Genomic DNA, 18,954 nt, shown 5'->3' with positions numbered 1-18,954 from the left:
CGTCGGGGTGGTCACTTCGCCTCCACCAGTTCCGGGGCCTGGGCCAGCAGCGGGCCGCCCCAGCGCTCTTCGAGGGCCCGCTCGACTGCGGCGCCGACGCGGTAGACGCGGTCGTCGCCGAGGACGGGGGCCATGATCTGCAGGCCGACGGGCAGGCCGTCCGACAGGCCGCACGGCACCGAGATCGCGGCGTTGCCGGTGAGGTTGGCCGGGATGGTGCACAGGTCGGCCAGGTACATCGCGATCGGGTCGTCGGCGCGCTCGCCGATCGGGAACGCGGTGGTCGGCGTCGTCGGCGAGACCAGCACGTCCACCTGCTCGAACGCGGCCTCGAAGTCGCGCTTGACCAGGGTGCGGACCTGCTGCGCCTTGCCGTAGTAGGCGTCGTAGTAGCCCGACGACAGCGCGTACGTGCCGAGCATGATGCGCCGCTTCACCTCGGGGCCGAAGCCCTCGGCGCGGGTCAGCGCCATGACCTCCTCGGCGCTGCGGGAGCCGTCGTCGCCGACGCGCAGGCCGTACCGCATCGCGTCGAAGCGCGCGAGGTTGGACGAGCACTCCGACGGCGCGATCAGGTAGTAGGCGGGCAGCGCGTAGGCGAAGTTCGGGCAGGACACCTCGACGACCTTCGCGCCGAGCGACTCCAGCAACTCGACCGCCTCGGTGAACCGGGCGGACACGCCCGCCTCGTAGCCCTCGCCGGCGAACTCCTTGACGACGCCGACCCGCAGGCCGTTGACGTCGGCGTGGCGCGCGGCCTCCACGACCGGCGGGACGGCCTCGCTCACCGACGTGGAGTCCATCGGGTCGTGGCCGCTGAACGCCTCGTGCAGCAGCGCCGCGTCCAGGACGTTCCGGGCGAACGGGCCGGGCGTGTCCAGCGACGACGCGAACGCGATCACGCCGTACCGGGACGAGCCGCCGTAGGTGGGCTTCATCCCGACGATGCCGGTGACGGCCGCGGGCTGCCGGATGGACCCGCCCGTGTCGGTGCCCGTCGACAGCGGCGCCTCGTACGCGGCGACGGCCGCGGACGACCCGCCGGACGAGCCGCCCGGGACGCGCTCCAGGTCCCACGGGTTGTGCGAGGTCCGGTAGGCGCTGTTCTCGGTGGACGAGCCCATGGCGAACTCGTCCATGTTCGTCTTGCCGAGGATCACCAGCCCGGCCCGCCGCAGCCGCGCCGTGACGGTCGCGTCGTACGGCGGCCGCCAGCCCTCAAGGATCTTGGACCCGGCGGTGGTGGGCATGTCCGTGGTGGTGAACACGTCCTTGTGCGCGATGGGCACGCCGGCCAGCGGGCCGAGCTCCTCCCCCGCCGCGCGCCGCTCGTCCACCGTCCGCGCCTGCGCCAGCGTCGCGTCCCGGTCGACGTGCAGGAACGCGTTGACCTGCCCGTCGACGGCCGCGATGCGGTCCAGATGGGCACCGGCCACCTCGACGGCCGACACCTCGCCGGCGGCGAGCAGCTCCCCGAGCTCCGCCGCGCCCTTCCTCACCAGCTCGCTCACGTCAGGCCTCCTCGTCCAGGATCCGCGGGACGCGGAAGCGCCGCCCCTCGGCGGCGGGCGCGCCGGCCAGGGCCTGCTCGGGCGTGAGGCACGGGCGCACCTCGTCCGCCCGGTAGACGTTGGTCAGCGGCAGCGCGTGCGAGGTGGGCGGGATGTCCTCCGCCGCGACCTCCTGCACCCGCGCGACCGCGGAGATGATCTGGTCGAGCTGGGCGGCGAGATGGCCGAGCTCATCGTCGCCGAGCGCCAGCCGGGACAGCCGGGCGAGGTGCGTTGCCTCGTCGCGGGTGATGGCTCCACCGGTGACTCCGTCCCCGGCGGATCCATCGGAGGCGGCGTGCTCATCATGCATGGGAGAGAGACCGTTCCTGCGATGAAGTGGGTTCCCCGCCATCCTATGGGCCGGGCGCCCCGCGACCCGACCGGTTTACCCGGGCATGATCCCGGCGCGCCGTTTCAACTCCGCATACGGGGAACGCTTGTCCCGTCCACCCCCGGGACGACGAGAGGAGACCGCCGTGACCATCGGCGGCAGCATCGCCCTGATCATCATCGGCGCGATCCTGGCCTATGCGGTCAACTACGAGTTCAGCGGCATCGACATCCGGCTGGTCGGCGTGATCCTGATGCTGGGCGGCCTGATCGGGCTCGTCATCGGCATCGTCCGGATCGTGTCGGCCCGCCGCTCCGCCGTGCGCCGGCCCCCGCCGCGCGTCCGCGAGGAGTACTACGAGGACGACTTCGAGGCCCGCCGCCGCGGCTACTGACCCGACGCCCGGCACCGCCTGCCACGGATACGCCGTGACGGTGGGATCGGCCCCGTGGTTCAGGCCGCGGGTTCCGGGGCCTTGCGCGCGTGGCGGCGGAGCCAGGCGGTGGCGGTCTCGGCGTCCATCGGGCGGCCGAAGTGCCACCCCTGGGCGGCGTCGCAGCCCATGTCGCGGAGGGTCTCGGCGGTGGCGGAGTCTTCGACGCCCTCGGCGACGGAGCGGAGGCCGAGGGTGCGGACGAGGTCGACGATGGAGCGGACGATGACGGCGTCGTCGGCGGAGTCGGCGAGGCGGCGGACGAACGAGGAGTCGATCTTGATCTCTTCGACGGGCAGCCGTTTGAGCCGCACGAGTGAGGAGTAGCCGGTGCCGAAGTCGTCCAGGCTGAGCGGGATGCCGAGGTCGGCGAGGGCGCTGACGGTGTCGGAGGCGTAGGCGGGCTCGTTCATCAGGATCCGCTCGGTGATCTCCAGCTGGAGCGCGGCGGCGGGCAGGCCGCGGGCGAGCAGGCCCTCCTCGATGGTCTCGGCGAGGCCGGTGTCGAGCAGGTCGCGGCCGGAGGCGTTCACGGCGACCTGGACGGCGAGGTCCTCGCGCCACCAGGCGGCGGTCTGCGCGAGCGCGGCGGTCACGACGTAGTGGGTGATCGAGCGCATCAGGTACGTCTGCTCGGCGACGGACAGGAACGCGGCGGGTTCGAGGAGCCCCTTGTCGGGGTGCCGCCAGCGGAGCAGCGCCTCCATGCCGACGAGGTGGCCGTCCCGCAGCGAGACCTTCGGCTGGTAGAAGAGTTCGAGTTCGGAGCGGTCGATGGCGCGGCGCAGGTCGCCGAGCATGCCGAGCCGCTCCGGGGAGTTGCGGTCCCTGCGGGGGGAGTAGATCTCGACGCCGGTGCGCGCCTCCTTGGCGTTGTACATGGCGACGTCGGCGCGCTGCAGGAGCAGTTCGAAGTCGGGCGCGTGGTCGGGGAACAGCGCGATGCCGACGCTGGCCTCCAGGTCGAACGACATGCCGTCCAGCCGGACGGGTTCGCTGAGCGCGGCGCGCAGCCGGACGGCGACCTCGCGGGCGGCGGCCTCGTCGCGGACGGACGGGAGCAGCACCGCGAACTCGTCGCCGCCGAGCCGCGCGACGAGGTCGCCGGGGCGGACGCTGTGGGTGAGCCGGTGCGCGACGAGTTGCAGCAGCCGGTCGCCGGTGGGGTGCCCGAGGGTGTCGTTGACCTCTTTGAAGCGGTCGAGGTCGAGGAGGAAGAGCCCGGCGCGGTGGCCGGGCGGCTCGGCGGCCTTGCGGCGGCGGGCGGCGAGGGCGCTGGCGCGGCGCCGCTCGGCGCCGCGCGCCTCGGCGAGCGCCTCCTCGGTGCGGACGATCAGCAGCTTGCGGTTGGGCAGCCCGGTCAGCCCGTCGTGCAGGGCCTGGTGCTCGCGCCGGACGGACACCGAGGCGTTCATGTAGACGGCGATGAACGGCAGCACGATGAGCGGCACGAACAGGGCCGATCGGTCCATGGCGACGACCATCAGCGGGGCGAGGCCGAGCAGCGCGAGGTGGACGAGGACCTGGTAGGCGAGGTCCAGGCGGAGCGCCTTGACCAGGGAGACGCGCGCGTGCAGGGCGACGGCGGAGCCGACGAGGGTGTCGTTGCAGGCGAAGTAGACGGCGCCGGCGAGCGCGATCGCGGGCAGGTCGGAGCCGTGCGGCACCCACAGGCTGGACGGGGTGGCGAGGTCGCCGAACAGGGCGAGGACGAGCTGCGCGGCGGCGAGGCTGAGGGTGTACTGGGCGGCGTTGAACGCGATCCGGTGCGGGGCGCGGCCGCGGAGGATGCCGCAGGTGATGACGGCGACGGCCTGGAGGGCGGCGGCGATGGGCAGGCCGGCGTACAGGAGCGCGGCGAAGGAGAAGGTGGTGGAGGTGGTGGCGCCGTTGTTCTCGGTGGAGCCGGGCGTGATGATCGGGCGGAGCTCGCCGAAGATGATGAAGCAGCCGAGGATCCAGAACACGGGCGAGCTGACGAGGGCGTCCAGGTCGGCCGCGCTCAGCCCGGAGAACGCGGCCCCGCCGGCCGTGATGCCGAGCAGGATGACCACGACGAAGTAGATCCACAACGGGGAGCCGCGGCGCGGGGCCGTGTTCCGGGTGTTGTTCGGGTCCTTCATCACATCCTCGGGGGGGTTCGGGGGGCCGTCCCCCGGCACCGGGCGTCCCCGACCTCGGGGGACGCCCCCCGGGTGTTACGTCCGGAGATTCAGGTGTAGGTCGTGATGAGTGGGAGAGTACGGCCTTTGCTCAACTTCGCGAAACCGATTGCGTACGTTCCGTTATGCCGGTCCGCACCCGCCGCTCACCGTTGGGTAGTTGAAGTGTACCCCTGAGTAACGCAACCCTGGTGGGACCCGCGCGAACACGTGCCGTTATTCGTCGGCGCGCAAAGTTACGTCTTTGGCCGCATCTGGCCCATCGGCGAGCAGGACGCGGAAGCCTTCCTCCGCTAGGACCGGCACGCCCAACTTGACGGCTTTGTCGTATTTCGACCCTGGATTGTCGCCCACGACCACGAAGCCGGTCTTCTTCGACACCGAGCCGGACACCTTGCCGCCGAGCCGCTGCACCGCCTCGGTCGCCGAGTCCCGGCTGTACTCCTCCAGCGAACCGGTGATCACCACGCTGACGCCCTCCAGCGGACGCGGGCCCGCCGCGCCCTCGTCCTCCATCCGGACGCCCGCGGCCCGCCACTTGTCGACGATCTCCCGGTGCCAGCCGACCGCGAACCAGTTCTTGATCGAGGCCGCGATCGTCGGCCCGACGCCGTCGACCGCCGCCAGCTCCTCCTCGGTCGCGTCCGCGATCGCGTCCATCGAGCGCATCTCGCGGGCCAGGTCGCGCGCGGCGGACGGCCCCACGTGCCGGATCGACAGCGCCACCAGCACCCGCCACAGCGGCTGCCTCTTGGCCTTCTCCAGCTCCTCGAAGAGGATCTCGACCGTCTTCTTCGGCTCGCCCTCCTTGTTGGCGAAGAACGAGACGGCCTTCGGCTCGCCGGTCTTCGGGTCGGTCTTGGCCGTGCCGGTCTTGGGGTCCAGCACGAGGCTCCGGATCGGCAGCAGCCGGTCGACGGTCAGGTGGAACAGGTCGCCCTCGTTCTTCACCGGCGGGTCGTCCGGCTCCAGCGGCTGCGTGAGCGCGGTCGCGCCGACGTAGCCGAGCGCCTCGATGTCGAGCGCGTTGCGGCTGGCGACGAAGTACAGCCGCTCGCGCAGCTGCCCGGGGCAGAACTGCGCGTTCGGGCAGCGGATGTCGGCGTCGCCCTCCTTCTCGTACGCCAGCTCCGTCCCGCACTCGGGGCAGTGCGACGGCATCTCGAACTCGCGCTCGGAGCCGTCCCGCAGCGCGGTCACCGGCGCGACGATCTCGGGGATCACGTCGCCGGCCTTGCGCAGCACCACGGTGTCGCCGATCAGCACGCCCTTGCGCCTGACCTCGCCCGCGTTGTGCAGCGTGGCGCGGTCGACGGTCGAGCCCGCGACCTTCACCGGCTCCATCACGCCGTACGGGGTGATGCGCCCCGTCCGCCCGACGCCGACCTTGATGTCGAGGAGCCTGGTGTTGACCTCCTCCGGCGGGTACTTCCACGCGATGGCCCAGCGCGGCGCCCGGCTCGTCGACCCGAGCCGCCGCTGCAGGGCGAACTGGTCGACCTTCACGACGACGCCGTCGATCTCGTACGCGGTGCCGTGCCGGTCGTCGCCGTACTCGGCGATGTACTCGCGGACGGCGTCCATCCCGCCGACGACCTTGTACCGGTCGCTGACCGGCAGCCCCCAGCCGCGCATCAGCTCGTAGGCCCCGGACTGGCTCTCCGGCTGCGTCCCGCCGCGCCAGGCGCCGAACCCGTGGACGAGCATGCCGAGCGGCCGGTGCGCGGTGACCCGCGGGTCCTTCTGCCGCAGGGACCCCGCCGCCGCGTTGCGCGGGTTGGCGAACGGCTCCTTGCCGGCCTCGACCTGCGCGGCGTTGACCTGCTCGAACCCTTCGACGGGCAGGAAGACCTCGCCGCGGACCTCCAGGACGTCCGGCCAGCCGCCGCCGGCCAGCCGGTCGGGGATGTCGGCGATGGTGCGGATGTTGTTGGTGACGTCCTCGCCGGTGCGCCCGTCGCCGCGGGTGACCCCGCGGGTGAGCCGCCCGTTCTCGTAGGTCAGCGCGATCGCGAGACCGTCGATCTTCAGCTCGCACAGGTAGCCGGCGACCTCGCCGACCTCCTTGACGACGCGCTCGTCCCACGCGAGCAGCTCGTCGGCGCTCATCGCGTTGTCGAGGCTCTGCATCCGCTCCAGGTGCCGGACGGTCGCGAAGTCGGTGACGATCGGCGCGCCGACCTTCTGCGTCGGCGAGTCGGGCGTGACCAGCTCGGGATGGCTCTCCTCCAGCGCGCCGATCTCCCGCATCCGCCGGTCGTACTCCGCGTCGGTGAGCGTCGGCTGGTCGAGGACGTAGTACCGGTAGTTGGCGTCTTCGAGCTCCTCGCTCAGCTCGCGGTGCCGCTGCCGCGCCTCGGTGGGAACGCCCTCGCTCATGGTCATGCCTTCATTGTCGCCAACGGGACCGACATTCACTCGGCCGCTTCGCAGAGCATCCTCGCCGTGTCGCGAGAGCGCTTGAGGGCTTCGCGGACGTAGCGGGGGGACGCGCCCGCCATGCCGCAGGCCGGAGTGATCACGACCTGCCGCGCGAGCTGCGCGGCCGGGAAGCCGAGCCGCCGCCACAGCCCGCGCACCGGCTCGCCGGTCGTCCGCAGGGACGGCAGGACGCCGTCGGCGGCGGGCACCGCGCCGAGGAACAGGCCGATCCCCGCGTCGATCGTCTCGCCCACCGCGTCGTCGTCGCGCTCCGGCACCAGCCGCAGGTCGACGGAGATCGCCTTCGCGCCCGCGCCGCGCAGCACCCCGTAGGGGACGTTCCGGGCGCAGCAGTGCACGACCGGGTAGGCGCCGGCCGCGTCGACCACCGTGCGCAGCACCTCTTCGGCGACGGGCTCCTCGACGGCGCGCAGCCGGGAGAACCCGCTGGCGGTCGGGACCGTCCCGGCGAGCACGCCGGGCAGGCCCGGCTCGTCCAGCTGAAGGACGATCTCCGCCGCGGGGAGCCGCCGCCGGACGTCCGCGACGTGCGCGGCGACGCCCTCGGCGAGCGAGGCGGCCAGGTCGCGGACGGCGCCCGGGTCCTTCAGCGCCCGGTCGCCGTGCCGCAGCTCGATCGTGGCGGCCAGCGTCCACGGCCCGCACACCTGGATCTTGAACGGCCCGTCGTGGCCGCCCGCGGTCTCCTCCAGGACGTCCAGGTCGCGCGCCATGTGGTCGTGGGCGCGCAGCGTGTCGCGGCCCGGACGGTCGGAGAACCGCCAGCCGGACGGCTCCACCCGCACCGGCATGTCGACCAGCAGCCCGGCCGTCCGCCCGGTCAGGTCGGCGCCGGGGCCGCGGGCGGGCAGCTCCGGCAGGTGCGGCAGCTCGGGCAGCTCGCCGAGGACGACCCGCAGCGCCTCCGCCGGATCGTCCCCCGGATAGGATCCGACGCCGGTCGCCGTACCGGCCTGCCAGGGGTAACTCGTCACACCCCGAACCCTATCCGGCGGTGATCACACCAGTTGCGCGAGCCGGTCCAGGTAGCGGAGCGTGTCGCCCTCCGGCTCGGTCCGCAGGTTGAACAGCACCTCGTCGACGCCCGCGGCCGCCAGCGCGGCGACGGCCTCCGCCTTGCCGGGCGCGCCGAACACCGTCACCGGGACGCGCCGGCCGGCCCGTTCCCGCAGCTCGGCGATCTGCGCCGCCAGCGCGTCCGTGCCCCGCCCGTGGATCGGCATCCAGCCGTCGCCGAACTCGACCACCCGGTCGAACGTCGTCGGGCCGGCCCCGCCGATCATGACGGGCGGGTGCGGGTCCTGGACGGGCTTCGGGTAGGAGAACACCGGGTCGAAGTCGACGAACTCGCCGTGGAACTCGGCCTCGTCCTTCGTCCACAGCTCCTTGACCGCCAGCACCCGCTCGCGGAGCAGCCGCATCCGGGTCGCCGGGTCGGTGCCGTGGTTGCGCATCTCCTCCCGGTTCCAGCCCGCGCCGACGCCGAGCACGGCGCGCCCGCCGGAGACCAGGTCGAGGGAGGCGACCTCCTTCGCCAGGACGATCGGGTCCCGCTGGACGATCAGCGCGATGCCCGTCCCGACGCGCAGCCGCTCCGTCACCGCCGCCGCGGCGGTCAGCGCCACGAACGGGTCGAGCGTCCGGTAGTACATCCGGGGCAGCTCCGCCCCGCCCGGCCACGGCGACTCCCGCTTCACCGGGATGTGCGTGTGCTCGGCCAGGAACAGCGACCCGAACCCGCGCTCCTCCAGCGCCCGCCCGAGCGCCGCCGGCCCGATCCCGTCATCGGTCACGAACGTCGAAACACCAAATTGCACGCGCCCACTGTAGTGCCCTTGGCGTCGGGCCCTGGGGCCCTCCTCCGTGCCCAGGTCAGGCGGGGACGGTGGCGGTCGCCGCGATGGTGGATGAGGCCAGGACGCGGTCGGCGTCGTAGAGGACGGCGGCCTGGCCCGGTGCGACGCCGCGGGCGGGCTCGGACAGACGGATGCGCAGGTCTTCGCCGTCCTGCTCGGCCGTGCAGGGGTAGACCTCGCCGTGGGCGCGGAGCTGCACGTCGCAGGCGAACGGGCCGCCGCGGGGCTCGCTCAGCCACACCGGGCGCTCGCCGGTGATCACGCGGACGTCCAGGTCCTCGCGCGGCCCTACCGTCACCGTGTTCGTGACGGGGGAGATGTCGAGGACGTAGCGGGGGCGTCCGTCGGGTGCGGGGGTGCCGAGCCGCAGGCCCTTGCGCTGGCCGATCGTGTAGGCGTAGGCGCCGTCGTGCTCGCCGACCTCGTTGCCGTCGGCGTCGACGATGGGGCCGGGGGCCGCGCCGAGCCGCTCGGCGAGGAAGCCGCGCGTGTCGCCGTCGGCGATGAAGCAGATGTCGTGGCTGTCGGGCTTCTCGGCGACCTGGAGGCCGCGCCGCGCCGCCTCCCGCCGGATGTCGGCCTTGGACGTGTCGCCGAGCGGGAACAGCGCGTGCGCGAGCTGCTCGGGCGTGCAGACGGCCAGCACGTAGGACTGGTCCTTGCCCTCGTCGACGCCGCGGCGCAGGACGCCGCCGTCCAGCCGCGCGTAGTGGCCGGTGCAGACGGCGTCGAAGCCGAGGGCCATCGCCCGGTCCAGCAGCGCGGCGAACTTGATCTTCTCGTTGCAGCGCAGGCACGGGTTCGGGGTGCGGCCGGCCGCGTACTCGCTGACGAAGTCTTCGACGACGTCCTTGTGGAAGCGTTCGGCGAGGTCCCATACGTAGAAGGGGATGCCGATCGCGTCGGCGGCGCGGCGGGCGTCCCGGGAGTCCTCCAGGGTGCAGCAGCCGCGCGCCCCCGTACGGTAGGACTGGGGGTTGGTGGACAGGGCCATGTGGACGCCGGTGACGTCGTGCCCGGCCTCGGCGGCGCGGGCGGCGGCCACGGCGGAGTCGACGCCGCCCGACATGGCGGCGAGTACGCGCAGAGTCATAGTCCTCCGAGCGTACGCGGCGCGGCCGGGTCCGCCGCCTGCATTTCCGCGTACGATTGGGGCCGCTATGGGAATCTTCCGCCGTCCGCGCGAGGCGTCCGCCGTCGCACCGCCCGCCATCAGCGAGTTCTGGGAGTGGTGGGCGCAGGCCCGCCCGACGATCGAGGCGTCGCTGGCCGCCGGGCCCGAGCCCGACGCGCCGGAGGCCGCCGCGCCCGGTGAGGGGCTGTCGGCGGAGACGATCGAGGAGTTGTCGCGCCGCGTCCACAAGATCCACTCAGGGTTGCAGTGGGAGATCGGCGGCGCCGACGACCGGAACCCGTCGCTGACCGTGACCGGCGGCGGCGACCCCGGGCTGCGCGGCGTGACCGAGCGCTGGGCGCGGGCCGCGCCGACCGGCGCGGCGGCCGCCGGCTGGACCTTCCACCCGGCGCGGCAGGCCGATCCGGAGATGCTCTCCCAGGACCTCGTCCTCGGCGACCACGAGTTCGACCTGGAGTACGTCCGGCTGGGCATGCGCGCCGACACCGACCGCGCCCGCGTGCACATCGGCGCCTACCATCCCGACTTCCTGTTCGTCGCCGAGGAGCAGCAGCTCCAGGTGGCGCTGAACGTCCTGCACTGGGCGCTCGGCGAGGACGACGTGGCCCGCTGGATCGGCGAGGTCACGATCGCGACGGAGGCGCCGATCGACTCGCTGCCGCCGTCGATGCTGCCCGCCGTCGTCGAGCAGGTCGCCGAGCCGTTCGCCGAGCCCGCCTGGCTGACCGGCGAGGGCCGCACCCCGCGCGGGCATCCCGCCCGCCTCGGCGCCCGGTTCCCGCTGCACCGCCAGGACTACCCGCTCTGCGACCTGCACGTGGCGATCAGCGTCCCGTACGCCAACAGCAACCCCGACCGGCTGCCGGTCGAGCCGTCGGCGGGCGCGCTGCGCGCCTTCGAGAAGAAGCTCGGCAAGCTCGGCGACCGCGCGGTCCTCGCCGTCCGGGAGACCGGGGACGGCCTGCGCGTCTTCCACCTGTACGCCGACCCCGACTCGGGTGTCATCTCCGAGCTCGACCAGCTCGCGGCGGGCTGGCCGGAGGGCAAGGCCAAGGTCGCCTCCACCGCCGACCCCGCCTGGAAGGCGCTCGCGCCGTATCAGCCCTGACGGGTCGCGTCGACCTTGCGCCAGCGGGCCTCGCAGAAGGAGTAGAGGCCGAAGGTGAGGACGCCGGCGGCGACGGCCGCGAGGCCCCAGGCGCCGGCGGGGGTGCCGGCGAACTCGCGGAGGGCGCCGTCCAGGCCGCGGGCCTTCTCCGGGTCGAAGGTGACGGCCGCGTGGGCGAGGAAGGCTCCGACGGCGAGGCCGATCAGGCCCCGGGCGGCGTTGCCGACGATCCCGAGGGTCTGGACGAGGCGGCGCGCGGGGCCGCTCATCCCGGCGGTCTCGAGTTCGTCGAGGAACCCGCGGCGGACGGCGCCGACGATCACGACGGCGCCCCAGACCACGAACCCCGCCGCGGCGGCGGCGACGAGCCAGCGCCCGCCGGGCTCGCCCATCAGCCGCGCGGTGATCGTCTTGGACTGCTGGTCGCTCGACGTGCCCTGGTGGCCGAACAGGAACGCCAGCGTCCCCGCGCACCCCGCCGTGTACATGACGCCGCGCGCGGCGGAGCCCAGCCGTTCGGTCGGCTTGTCGCCGCCCGATACGGGGCGTCCGTAGACGGCTTCGGCGTACTGCCAGAGTGCGAGCGCCGCGAATCCGGCGACCATGAGCCCGAGGACGACCGGTCCGCCGGGCTTGTCGGCGACGGCCTGGAGCGCGCCCTTGCGGTCGGCCTCCCTGCCGTCGCCGCCGAAGGCCACCTGGAGGGCGAGCCAGCCGATGAGCAGGTAGAGGAGGCCGCGGGCGACCAGGCCCACGCGCGACATGCGGTGGAACCAGGGGTGTCCCGCCGCCTGCTTGATCCCGTCGGTCATGTCCGTCGTCGTCGTCACGGGCAACGCAGTCCCCGTTCAAGGAACGGTCAAACCTGGGCGGATCAGCTGAGACCGGCGCGACGTGCGCGTTCGACCACCGGGCCGATGGCGTCGGCGAGCGCCTTCACGTCCGCCTCGGTGGAGGTGTGGCCGAGGGTGAAGCGCAGCGAGCCGCGGGCCCGCTCGGGGCCCGCGTCCATCGCCAGCAGGACGTGGCTGGGCTGCGAGACGCCGGCCGAGCACGCGGACCCGGTGGAGCACGCGATGCCGCGCGCGTCCAGCAGCATGAGCAGGGCGTCGCCCTCGCAGCCGGGGAAGGAGAAGTGCGCGTTGCCGGGCAGCCGGTCGACGGGGTCGCCGTTCAGGACGGCGTCGGGCACGGCGGCGCGGACGGCGTCGATCAGCCGGTCGCGCAGCTCGGCGAGGCGGCGGGCCTCGGCGTCCCGGTGCGCGACGGCGGCGTGGACGGCGGCGGCGAACCCGGCGATGGCGGGGGCGTCGAGCGTCCCGGACCGGACGTCGCGCTCCTGCCCGCCGCCGTGCAGCAGCGGCACCGGGTCGAGGAACACCGGCTCCTCGGGCTTGGCGAGCAGCAGCGCGCCGGCGCCGATCGGGCCGCCGAGCTTGTGGCCGGTAATGGTCAGGGCCTGCGCGCCGCTCGCCGCGAAGCCGACGGGCAGCTGCCCCGCGGCCTGGACGGCGTCGGTGTGCAGGGGGACGCCGCGCTCGCGCGCTACGGCGGCGAGTTCCGCGATGGGCTGGACGGTCCCGACCTCGTTGTTGGCCCACATCACCGTGGTGAGCGCCACGTCGTCGCCGGCGCCCAGCGCCTCGCGGAGCGTCTCGGGACGGACGCGGCCCAGCCCGTCCACGGGCAGCCACTCGACCTTGGCGCCCTCGTGGTCGGCGAGCCATTGCACCGCGTCCATGACGGCGTGGTGCTCGATGGCCCCGGCCAGCACGCGTGTGCGCGCGGGGTCGGCGCCGCGGCGGGCCCAGTAGAGGCCCTTGACCGCGAGGTTGTCGGCCTCGGTGCCGCCGGAGGTGAACACGACCTCGCTCGGGCGGGCGTCGAACGCCTCGGCGATGATCTCGCGGGACTCCTCGACGACGCGGCGGGCGCGCCGGCCGACCGCGTGCAGGGAGGACGGGTTCCCCAGCTCGCGGAGCTCCGCCGTCATCGCCTCGATGGCCTCGGGCAGCATCGGGGTCGTCGCCGCATGGTCGAGGTAGGTCACCACGCGGTCAACAGTATCCGCGCCCGCCCTGTTCCCCTCCGGTGCCCATGCGGTTGCGCGCGCCGGTAACGGCCGCCGGGAATAGCCGACGCGGGCACCGGGTTCACCGTCTGTACCGTCCAGCCGGTACAGTGGGGGGATCATGAAGAAGGAAGCCCTCCTGGACGCCGCCGAAGCCGTCCTCTCCGAGCAGGGGACGCAGGCGCTGACGCTCACCGCGGTCGCCGACCGCGCCGGCGTCAGCAAGGGGGGGCTGCTCTACCACTTCCCCACCAAGGAGGCGCTCGTCCGGGCGATGGTGGCGCGCGTCATCGAGGAGTTCGACGACCTGATCGCCTCCTACATCGACTCCCACGGGGACGGAGCGCCGGGCTCCTACACCCGCGCCTACGTCGAGGCCACGTTCGAGATCCTCGGCGGCGACGCCCGCGCCTACCGCCGCTGGTCGGCCATCACGGCCGCCGCCGCGGACCCCGACCAGGCCGAGCCGCTCAACGAGGCGATGCGCCGCTGGCACGGCCGCGACCCCGCCGACGACCCGGACCCGGGCACCGCGATGGTCGTCCGGCTGGCGGCCGAGGGCCTCTGGGAGGTCGTGAGCCACGCCCCCGGGCTGTACGACGCGCGGCAGCTCGAAGCGCTGAAACGGCGGCTCCTGGACCTCCTGGAGCGATGACGCCGGGGCCCCGCGCCCCCATGAACCCCTGAACCCTGAGCGCTGCGGACCTTCCCGGGTCCGGGGCGGCCTTCGTCACGACGCCGCGCGAGCGGCGCCGCCGGGCTGCGCCCGGCCGAGCCGAGAAAGAGGTGAACCATGCTGTTCCGTGCCCGTTCCGGGACGTTCCTGACCTTCGCACTGGCCGGTCTGCTGACCGGAGTGTGGGTGGCGCGCATGCCCGCGCTGGCCGGGAAGTTCGGGACGACCGAGGGCGAGATCGGCATCGTCGTCCTCGTCTGGGGGCTCGGCGCGATCGCGGCCATGCAGGCGCTGCGCGGCGTCATGGCGCGCGCGGGCAGCCGGGCGGTGCTGCGGGCGGCCCTCCCCCTGACGGCGCTGTCCTACGTGGCGGTCGCGCTCGCGCCCACCTACGGGATGCTGCTCGCCGCCGTCGCGCTGTTCGGCATGACGTTCGGGATCACCGACATCGCGATGAACGCGCAGGGCAGCGTCGTCGAGCAGGCGTACCGCAGGCCCATCATGAGCGGCATGCACGCCGGCTGGTGCGTCGGCGCGATGAGCGGCGGGCTGTTCGGCGTCGCCACGGCCGCCGCCGGGTTCGGCTTCACCGAGACCGTGCTGGCCGCCGCGCTGCTGGCGCTGCCCGCGGGCCTCGCGCTCGGCCGCAGCTACCTGCCCGACCCCGTGGCGCCCGCCGCGTCCGGGACGGGCCGCAGGGCGCGCCGGATGCCGCCCGCCGTCTACCTGATCGGCGTGCTGGGCTTCATCGCGTTCATGACCGAGGGCTCGATCGCCGACTGGAGCGGCCTGCTCCTGCACGACGAGATGGGCGCCACCGAGGCCGTGGCCGCCGTCGGCTACCCGGTGTTCGAGCTGGCGATGCTGCTCGGCCGGCTGGTCGGCGACCGCGTCCGGACGCGCGTCGGCACCCGCCGCCTGCTGACCGGCGCGGGCCTCGGCACCGCGGCCGGCATGACCGTGGTCGTGCTGGCGCCGTCGCCGGCCGTCGCGATCGGCGGGTTCTTCGTGACCGGGCTGCTCGTCTGCACGGTCGTCCCGACGACGATCTCGCTGGCCGGGACCGCCGCGCCGGACCGTCCCGCCGCGGCCGTCGCCCAGGTCGGCGCGATGGGCTACGGCGGCCTGCTGCTGGGCCCGGTCGTGGTCGGCTTCCTCTCGGACGCCACGTCCCTGCGCGTCGGCGTCGCCACCGTCGTCGTGCTGGCCCTCCTCATCGCCGCGGGGGCGCGCTTCGTGCCCCTCCGCACGTCGACGGACGTCGCCGCGGCGCCGGAGGCGGCGCCGGGTTCCGGCGATGCGGGCGACACCCGCCCCGAGCCCGTGGCCGCCTGACCTCGCCGCACGCCACCGCCCCCGCCCGCCGGACGGAGTCCTCCGGGCGAAAGGGTCGTGGGCCGGGTCGTGATCCGATATAACCCATTCGGGATCTTCGCAGGTGATGGGGGGCGGTCCATGAGCGGGTGGCGGGTTCCGGGGTACACCGAGCTGCGGGTGCTCGGCGAGGGCGCGCAGGGGCGCGTCGTCCTCGCGCGGCACGACGGGACCGGACGGCCCGCGGCGATCAAGTACCTCGGGGAGCCGCTGGCCGCGGACGCGGTGTTCCGCGAGCGGTTCCGGGCCGAGGCCGGGCTGCTGAGCCGGCTGCGCAACCCGTTCGTCGCGCAGCTGTTCGGCCTCGTCGAGACGCCGGACGGGGCCGCGATCGTCATGGAGTCCGTGGACGGCGCGTCCCTCAAGGCGGTGCTCGCGGAGCGGGGGCCGCTGGAGCCGGTGGCGGCGCTGGCGGTCCTCAAGGGCTCGCTGCTGGGCCTGGCCGCCGCGCACGACCTCGGGATCGTCCACCGCGACTACAAGCCCGCCAACGTGATCGTGCGCGGGGACGGGCTGAGCAAGCTGATCGACTTCGGGATCGCCGTGGACGCGGGCGCGTCGGGACGGTCCGGGACGCCCGTCTACATGGCGCCCGAGCAGTGGCGGGACGAGCCCGCCTCCCCCGCGACCGACGTATACGCGGCGGCGTGCGTGTTCTTCGAGTGCGTGACGGGGCGCCGCCCGTACACCGCCGAGGACCCGGCCGGGCTCATGGGCCGCCACCTCACCGCCCCGGTCCCGGTGGACGGCGTCCCCGAGCCGCTCCGCCCGCTCATCGAGCGCGGCCTCGCCAAGAACCCGTGGGACCGCCCGATGGGGGCGGCCGCGTTCGTCTCCGAGCTGGAGTCGGTCGCGTCCGGCGCGTACGGGACCGACTGGGAGGGGCGCGGCGTCCGGACGCTCGCGGGCGCCGCCGCCGCGCTGTCGATGCTGTTCCCGCTGACCGCCCTCGGCCTCGGCTCGGGCGGCGCGGCGGCGGGGACGGCCGGCGCGGGTGCGGGCGCGGGCGCAGCGGGTGCAGGGGCGGGTGCGGCGGGCGCGGGTGCCGGCGGGGCGGGGGCCGCGGGCCAGGGGGTCGTCGGCGCGCTCGGGGCCAAGGGCGCGGCCGCCATCGCGGGCGGGGCCGCCGCCGTCGCGGTGGGCGGCGGCGCGGCGGTGTACGTGGCCACGGCCGACGAGGCGCCGAAGCCGATCGCGACGCGCCTGGCCGCACTCAGCGAACCGCCGCGGGACCTCGGGAACGGGGTCACGTTCCAGGCCCAGGGGCAGCTCGTACGGGTCACGGGCGGGGAGCCCGCGGTCACCCGAAAGATCAACGAGGCGCTGCGGGCCCCGCTCGAACAGCGCTGGACGAAGACTCTCAACGGCCTGAAGGACATCGGCCGCGGCGCCTACACCGATGTCGTGAAGCCGCAGATCCTGCTGCGCAACGACCGGCTGCTGTCGGTCTGGTACACGGTCGGCCTGCGGGGCGAGCGCGGGACGGGCTGGGACCAGTCCCAGGCGGCCACCGTCGACCTCAGGACGGGCGCGTCCTACACCGCGCCCGGACTGTTCCGCGTCCCGACCGGGCAGGGCCTCAAGCCGCTGGACGACAAGATCAAGGCGCATCTGCCCGACGGCGTGTACTGCTGGAGCGGCCAGAGCACCCCGGGCGGCGCCGTGGTCGAGCGCGGCACCGACGACCCGTCCAAGTTCGTCAAGGACGGCTCCGTCACCATGGCCCTCACCCCGAAGGGCGTCCGCGTGGCCTTCTACGGATCGATCCTGGGCTACGCGTCGGCGTGCGGGCTGCAGGACACGGTCGTCCCGTACGGCGAGGTGGGCGAGATGTTGAAGCCCGCGCTGCTCAAGGCCGTCCCGTACCCGTCGCCGGCGCGCTCCTGACAGGCCGGAGGCCCCGGCGACGCGCGTCGCCGGGGCCTCCGCGGAAGATCACTTGCGCTTGGTGATCTCCTCGGTGAGCTGCGGCGCGACCTGGAAGAGGTCGCCCACGAGGCCGAAGTCGACGAGCTCGAAGATCGGCGCCTCGGGGTCCTTGTTGATGGCGACGATGGTCTTCGAGGTCTGCATGCCGGCCCGGTGCTGGATGGCGCCGGAGATGCCGACCGCGATGTACAGCTGCGGCGACACCGTCTTGCCGGTCTGACCGACCTGGAACGAGTGCGGGTACCAGCCGGCGTCGGTCGCGGCGCGGGAGGCGCCGACGGCCGCGCCGAGCGAGTCGGCCAGGCCCTCGATGATCTTGAAGTTCTCGGCGCCGCCGACGCCGCGGCCGCCGGAGACGACGATCGCGGCCTCGGTCAGGTCCGGGCGCTCGCCCTTCTCCTGGACGACCTTCTCCACGATCTTGGCGGCCTTGTCGGCGTCCGTGAGCGCGACCGACACCTGCTCCTCGGCCGGGGTGGCCGCGGACGCCTCGGGGGCGACCGAGTTCGGCCGGACGGCGATGATCGGCGTGCCGGTCCGCACCTTGGCGTGCGCGATGATGCCGCCGCCGAAGATGGAGTGCTCGGCAACGAAGCCGTCGGTGACGTCCACGACGTCGGTGAGCACGCCGGAGCCGGTCTTGACCGCGAGGCGGCCCGCGATCTCCTTGCCCTCGGCGGTGGCGGCGACGAGCACCGCGGCCGGGGACTTCTCGCTCACGAGCTGGGCGAGCAGCGCGGCCTTCGGGGCGACGACGTAGGAGGCCAGCTCCTCGTCGGCGGCCACGTAGACCTTGCCGGCGCCGTACTCGCCGAGCCTGTCCCTGGCGTTCTCATAGCCCGGGCCGACCCATACCGCGGCGGCCTCGCCGAGCCGGTTCGCCAGCGTCAGCAGTTCGAGCGTGACCTTCTTGACCTCACCGTCGACATGGTCGACGAGGACGAGAATCTCAGCCATTGGTCTCTAATTCCCTTCCCCGGTCAGACGAACTTCTTCGACGCGAGGAACTCGGCGATCTTCGCGCCGCCGTCGCCCTCGTCGGTGACGATCTCGCCCTTGGCGCGCGGCGGCGCCTCGGCGAAGTCGACCACTTCGGTGGCGGCGTTCGCCAGGCCCACCTGGGACGCGTCGATGCCGGCGTCGCCCAGGCCGAGCGTCTCGACCGGCTTCTTCTTGGCCGCCATGATCCCCTTGAACGAGGGGTAGCGCGGCTCGTTGATCTTCTCGACGACGCTGACGACCGCGGGCAGGGCCGCCTCGACCCGGTCGAAGCCGTAGTCGGTCTGCCGCTGCGCCTTGATGGACGTCCCGTCGATCTCGACCTTGTTGGCGAGCGACACCTGCGCGACGCCGAGCCGCTCGGCGAGCATCGCGGCGAGGACGCCGGTGCGCGCGTCGGTGGACTCCGAGCCGAGGATCACCAGGTCGAAGCCGGTGCGGCCGAGCGCCTGCTGGATCGCGTAGGAGGTCTGCAGCGCGTCGGAGCCGGCGAGGCCCTCGTCGAGCAGGTGGACGGCCTTGTCGGCGCCCATGGCGAGGGACTTGCGGATCGAGTCGGTGGCCTTGTCGGGGCCCATGGTCAGGACGGTCACCTCGCCGCCCTGGGCCTCCTTGATGCGCAGCGCCTCTTCGATCGCGTACTCATCGAGTTCGTTGATGACGCCGTCCGCCGCGGCGCGGTCGAGCGTGCTGTCATCGGACTTCAGCTTGCGCGGGCTCTCCGTATCGGGAACCTGCTTCACCAGGACGACGATGTTCATGGCCGGTGGCCGACCTCCCTGCACTCAGTTGGCCGCTGGTGAGCGGCAGAGGGGCGCCGCCCATGACGGGTCGACGCGGACATGCGCTTTCGAAGTCACAGCCTGCCAAATCCCCGAACGCCCT

General features: G+C 73.6%; 16 protein-coding genes. 5 read left to right on the top strand and 11 right to left on the bottom strand.

Annotated features, from left to right (window positions below; genetic code table 11):
• Positions 1–11 precede the first annotated feature (11 nt).
• Together gatA and gatC are read right to left on the bottom strand one after the other, a co-directional pair.
• Entirely contained in the window at positions 12–1,511 is a 1,500-nt protein-coding gene (gene gatA / locus ACA511_RS32195; protein ID WP_375028453.1) for an Asp-tRNA(Asn)/Glu-tRNA(Gln) amidotransferase subunit GatA, read from the bottom strand.
• A 1-nt stretch (position 1,512) separates the two neighbouring features.
• The gene (gatC, locus tag ACA511_RS32190; RefSeq protein WP_375028452.1) at positions 1,513–1,863 is read right to left on the bottom strand and encodes an Asp-tRNA(Asn)/Glu-tRNA(Gln) amidotransferase subunit GatC; all 351 of its coding nucleotides are present in this window, start codon (positions 1,861–1,863) and stop codon (positions 1,513–1,515) included.
• A 166-nt stretch (positions 1,864–2,029) separates the two neighbouring features.
• Here gatC and ACA511_RS32185 point away from each other — a divergent pair, with 166 nt between their 5' ends.
• Positions 2,030–2,278 carry a DUF6458 family protein gene (locus ACA511_RS32185; RefSeq protein WP_375028451.1) on the top strand — a complete coding sequence of 83 codons (249 nt, stop codon included), beginning with the start codon at positions 2,030–2,032 and terminating at the stop codon, positions 2,276–2,278.
• A 59-nt stretch (positions 2,279–2,337) separates the two neighbouring features.
• Here the strand turns inward: ACA511_RS32185 and ACA511_RS32180 are convergent, their stop codons facing one another.
• From ACA511_RS32180 to mnmA, 5 genes are all read right to left on the bottom strand, one after another.
• Positions 2,338–4,440 carry a putative bifunctional diguanylate cyclase/phosphodiesterase gene (locus tag ACA511_RS32180; protein WP_375028450.1) on the bottom strand — a complete coding sequence of 701 codons (2,103 nt, stop codon included), beginning with the start codon at positions 4,438–4,440 and terminating at the stop codon, positions 2,338–2,340.
• A 255-nt stretch (positions 4,441–4,695) separates the two neighbouring features.
• Positions 4,696–6,864: an NAD-dependent DNA ligase LigA gene (ligA, locus tag ACA511_RS32175; RefSeq protein WP_375028449.1), complete on the bottom strand. Its 2,169-nt coding sequence runs from the start codon at positions 6,862–6,864 to the stop codon at positions 4,696–4,698.
• A gap of 29 nt (positions 6,865–6,893) precedes the next feature.
• Complete coding sequence (locus ACA511_RS32170) at positions 6,894–7,895, bottom strand: methionine synthase (protein ID WP_375028448.1); 1,002 nt, start codon at positions 7,893–7,895, stop codon at positions 6,894–6,896.
• Positions 7,896–7,919: 24 nt separating this feature from the next.
• Positions 7,920–8,738: an LLM class F420-dependent oxidoreductase gene (locus ACA511_RS32165; protein WP_375028447.1), complete on the bottom strand. Its 819-nt coding sequence runs from the start codon at positions 8,736–8,738 to the stop codon at positions 7,920–7,922.
• Between the two features lie 55 nt (positions 8,739–8,793).
• Positions 8,794–9,870: a tRNA 2-thiouridine(34) synthase MnmA gene (mnmA, locus tag ACA511_RS32160; RefSeq protein ID WP_375028446.1), complete on the bottom strand. Its 1,077-nt coding sequence runs from the start codon at positions 9,868–9,870 to the stop codon at positions 8,794–8,796.
• A 67-nt stretch (positions 9,871–9,937) separates the two neighbouring features.
• Between mnmA and ACA511_RS32155 the strand changes: the two genes are divergently transcribed.
• Complete coding sequence (locus ACA511_RS32155) at positions 9,938–11,020, top strand: DUF695 domain-containing protein (RefSeq protein ID WP_375028445.1); 1,083 nt, start codon at positions 9,938–9,940, stop codon at positions 11,018–11,020.
• On the opposite strand, the gene ACA511_RS32150 is transcribed toward ACA511_RS32155, so the two are convergent.
• Together ACA511_RS32150 and ACA511_RS32145 are read right to left on the bottom strand one after the other, a co-directional pair.
• Complete coding sequence (locus ACA511_RS32150) at positions 11,011–11,850, bottom strand: DUF1206 domain-containing protein (protein ID WP_375028444.1); 840 nt, start codon at positions 11,848–11,850, stop codon at positions 11,011–11,013. The genes ACA511_RS32155 and ACA511_RS32150 overlap by 10 nt on opposite strands.
• A gap of 44 nt (positions 11,851–11,894) precedes the next feature.
• Complete coding sequence (locus ACA511_RS32145) at positions 11,895–13,070, bottom strand: cysteine desulfurase family protein (RefSeq protein ID WP_375028729.1); 1,176 nt, start codon at positions 13,068–13,070, stop codon at positions 11,895–11,897.
• Positions 13,071–13,212: 142 nt separating this feature from the next.
• Between ACA511_RS32145 and ACA511_RS32140 the strand changes: the two genes are divergently transcribed.
• From ACA511_RS32140 to ACA511_RS32130, 3 genes are all read left to right on the top strand, one after another.
• Complete coding sequence (locus tag ACA511_RS32140) at positions 13,213–13,746, top strand: TetR/AcrR family transcriptional regulator (RefSeq protein ID WP_375028443.1); 534 nt, start codon at positions 13,213–13,215, stop codon at positions 13,744–13,746.
• A gap of 138 nt (positions 13,747–13,884) precedes the next feature.
• On the top strand, positions 13,885–15,102 hold the full coding sequence (locus tag ACA511_RS32135; RefSeq protein ID WP_375028442.1) for an MFS transporter: 1,218 nt from the start codon (positions 13,885–13,887) through the stop codon (positions 15,100–15,102).
• A 120-nt stretch (positions 15,103–15,222) separates the two neighbouring features.
• Positions 15,223–17,028, top strand: a complete 1,806-nt coding sequence (locus ACA511_RS32130) for a serine/threonine-protein kinase (RefSeq protein WP_375028441.1) — start codon at positions 15,223–15,225, stop codon at positions 17,026–17,028.
• Between the two features lie 48 nt (positions 17,029–17,076).
• Here the strand turns inward: ACA511_RS32130 and ACA511_RS32125 are convergent, their stop codons facing one another.
• Together ACA511_RS32125 and ACA511_RS32120 are read right to left on the bottom strand one after the other, a co-directional pair.
• Positions 17,077–18,027 carry an electron transfer flavoprotein subunit alpha/FixB family protein gene (locus ACA511_RS32125; RefSeq protein WP_375028440.1) on the bottom strand — a complete coding sequence of 317 codons (951 nt, stop codon included), beginning with the start codon at positions 18,025–18,027 and terminating at the stop codon, positions 17,077–17,079.
• Positions 18,028–18,050: 23 nt separating this feature from the next.
• Complete coding sequence (locus ACA511_RS32120; protein ID WP_375028439.1) at positions 18,051–18,830, bottom strand: electron transfer flavoprotein subunit beta/FixA family protein; 780 nt, start codon at positions 18,828–18,830, stop codon at positions 18,051–18,053.
• Between the last annotated feature and the right edge of the window lie 124 nt (positions 18,831–18,954).

This window comes from Actinomadura sp. GTD37, assembly GCF_041951365.1.
GTDB lineage: Bacteria > Actinomycetota > Actinomycetes > Streptosporangiales > Streptosporangiaceae > Spirillospora.
The sequence above is the reverse complement of the archived record's forward strand: the minus strand, read 5'-3'. Positions and strand labels throughout refer to the sequence as shown.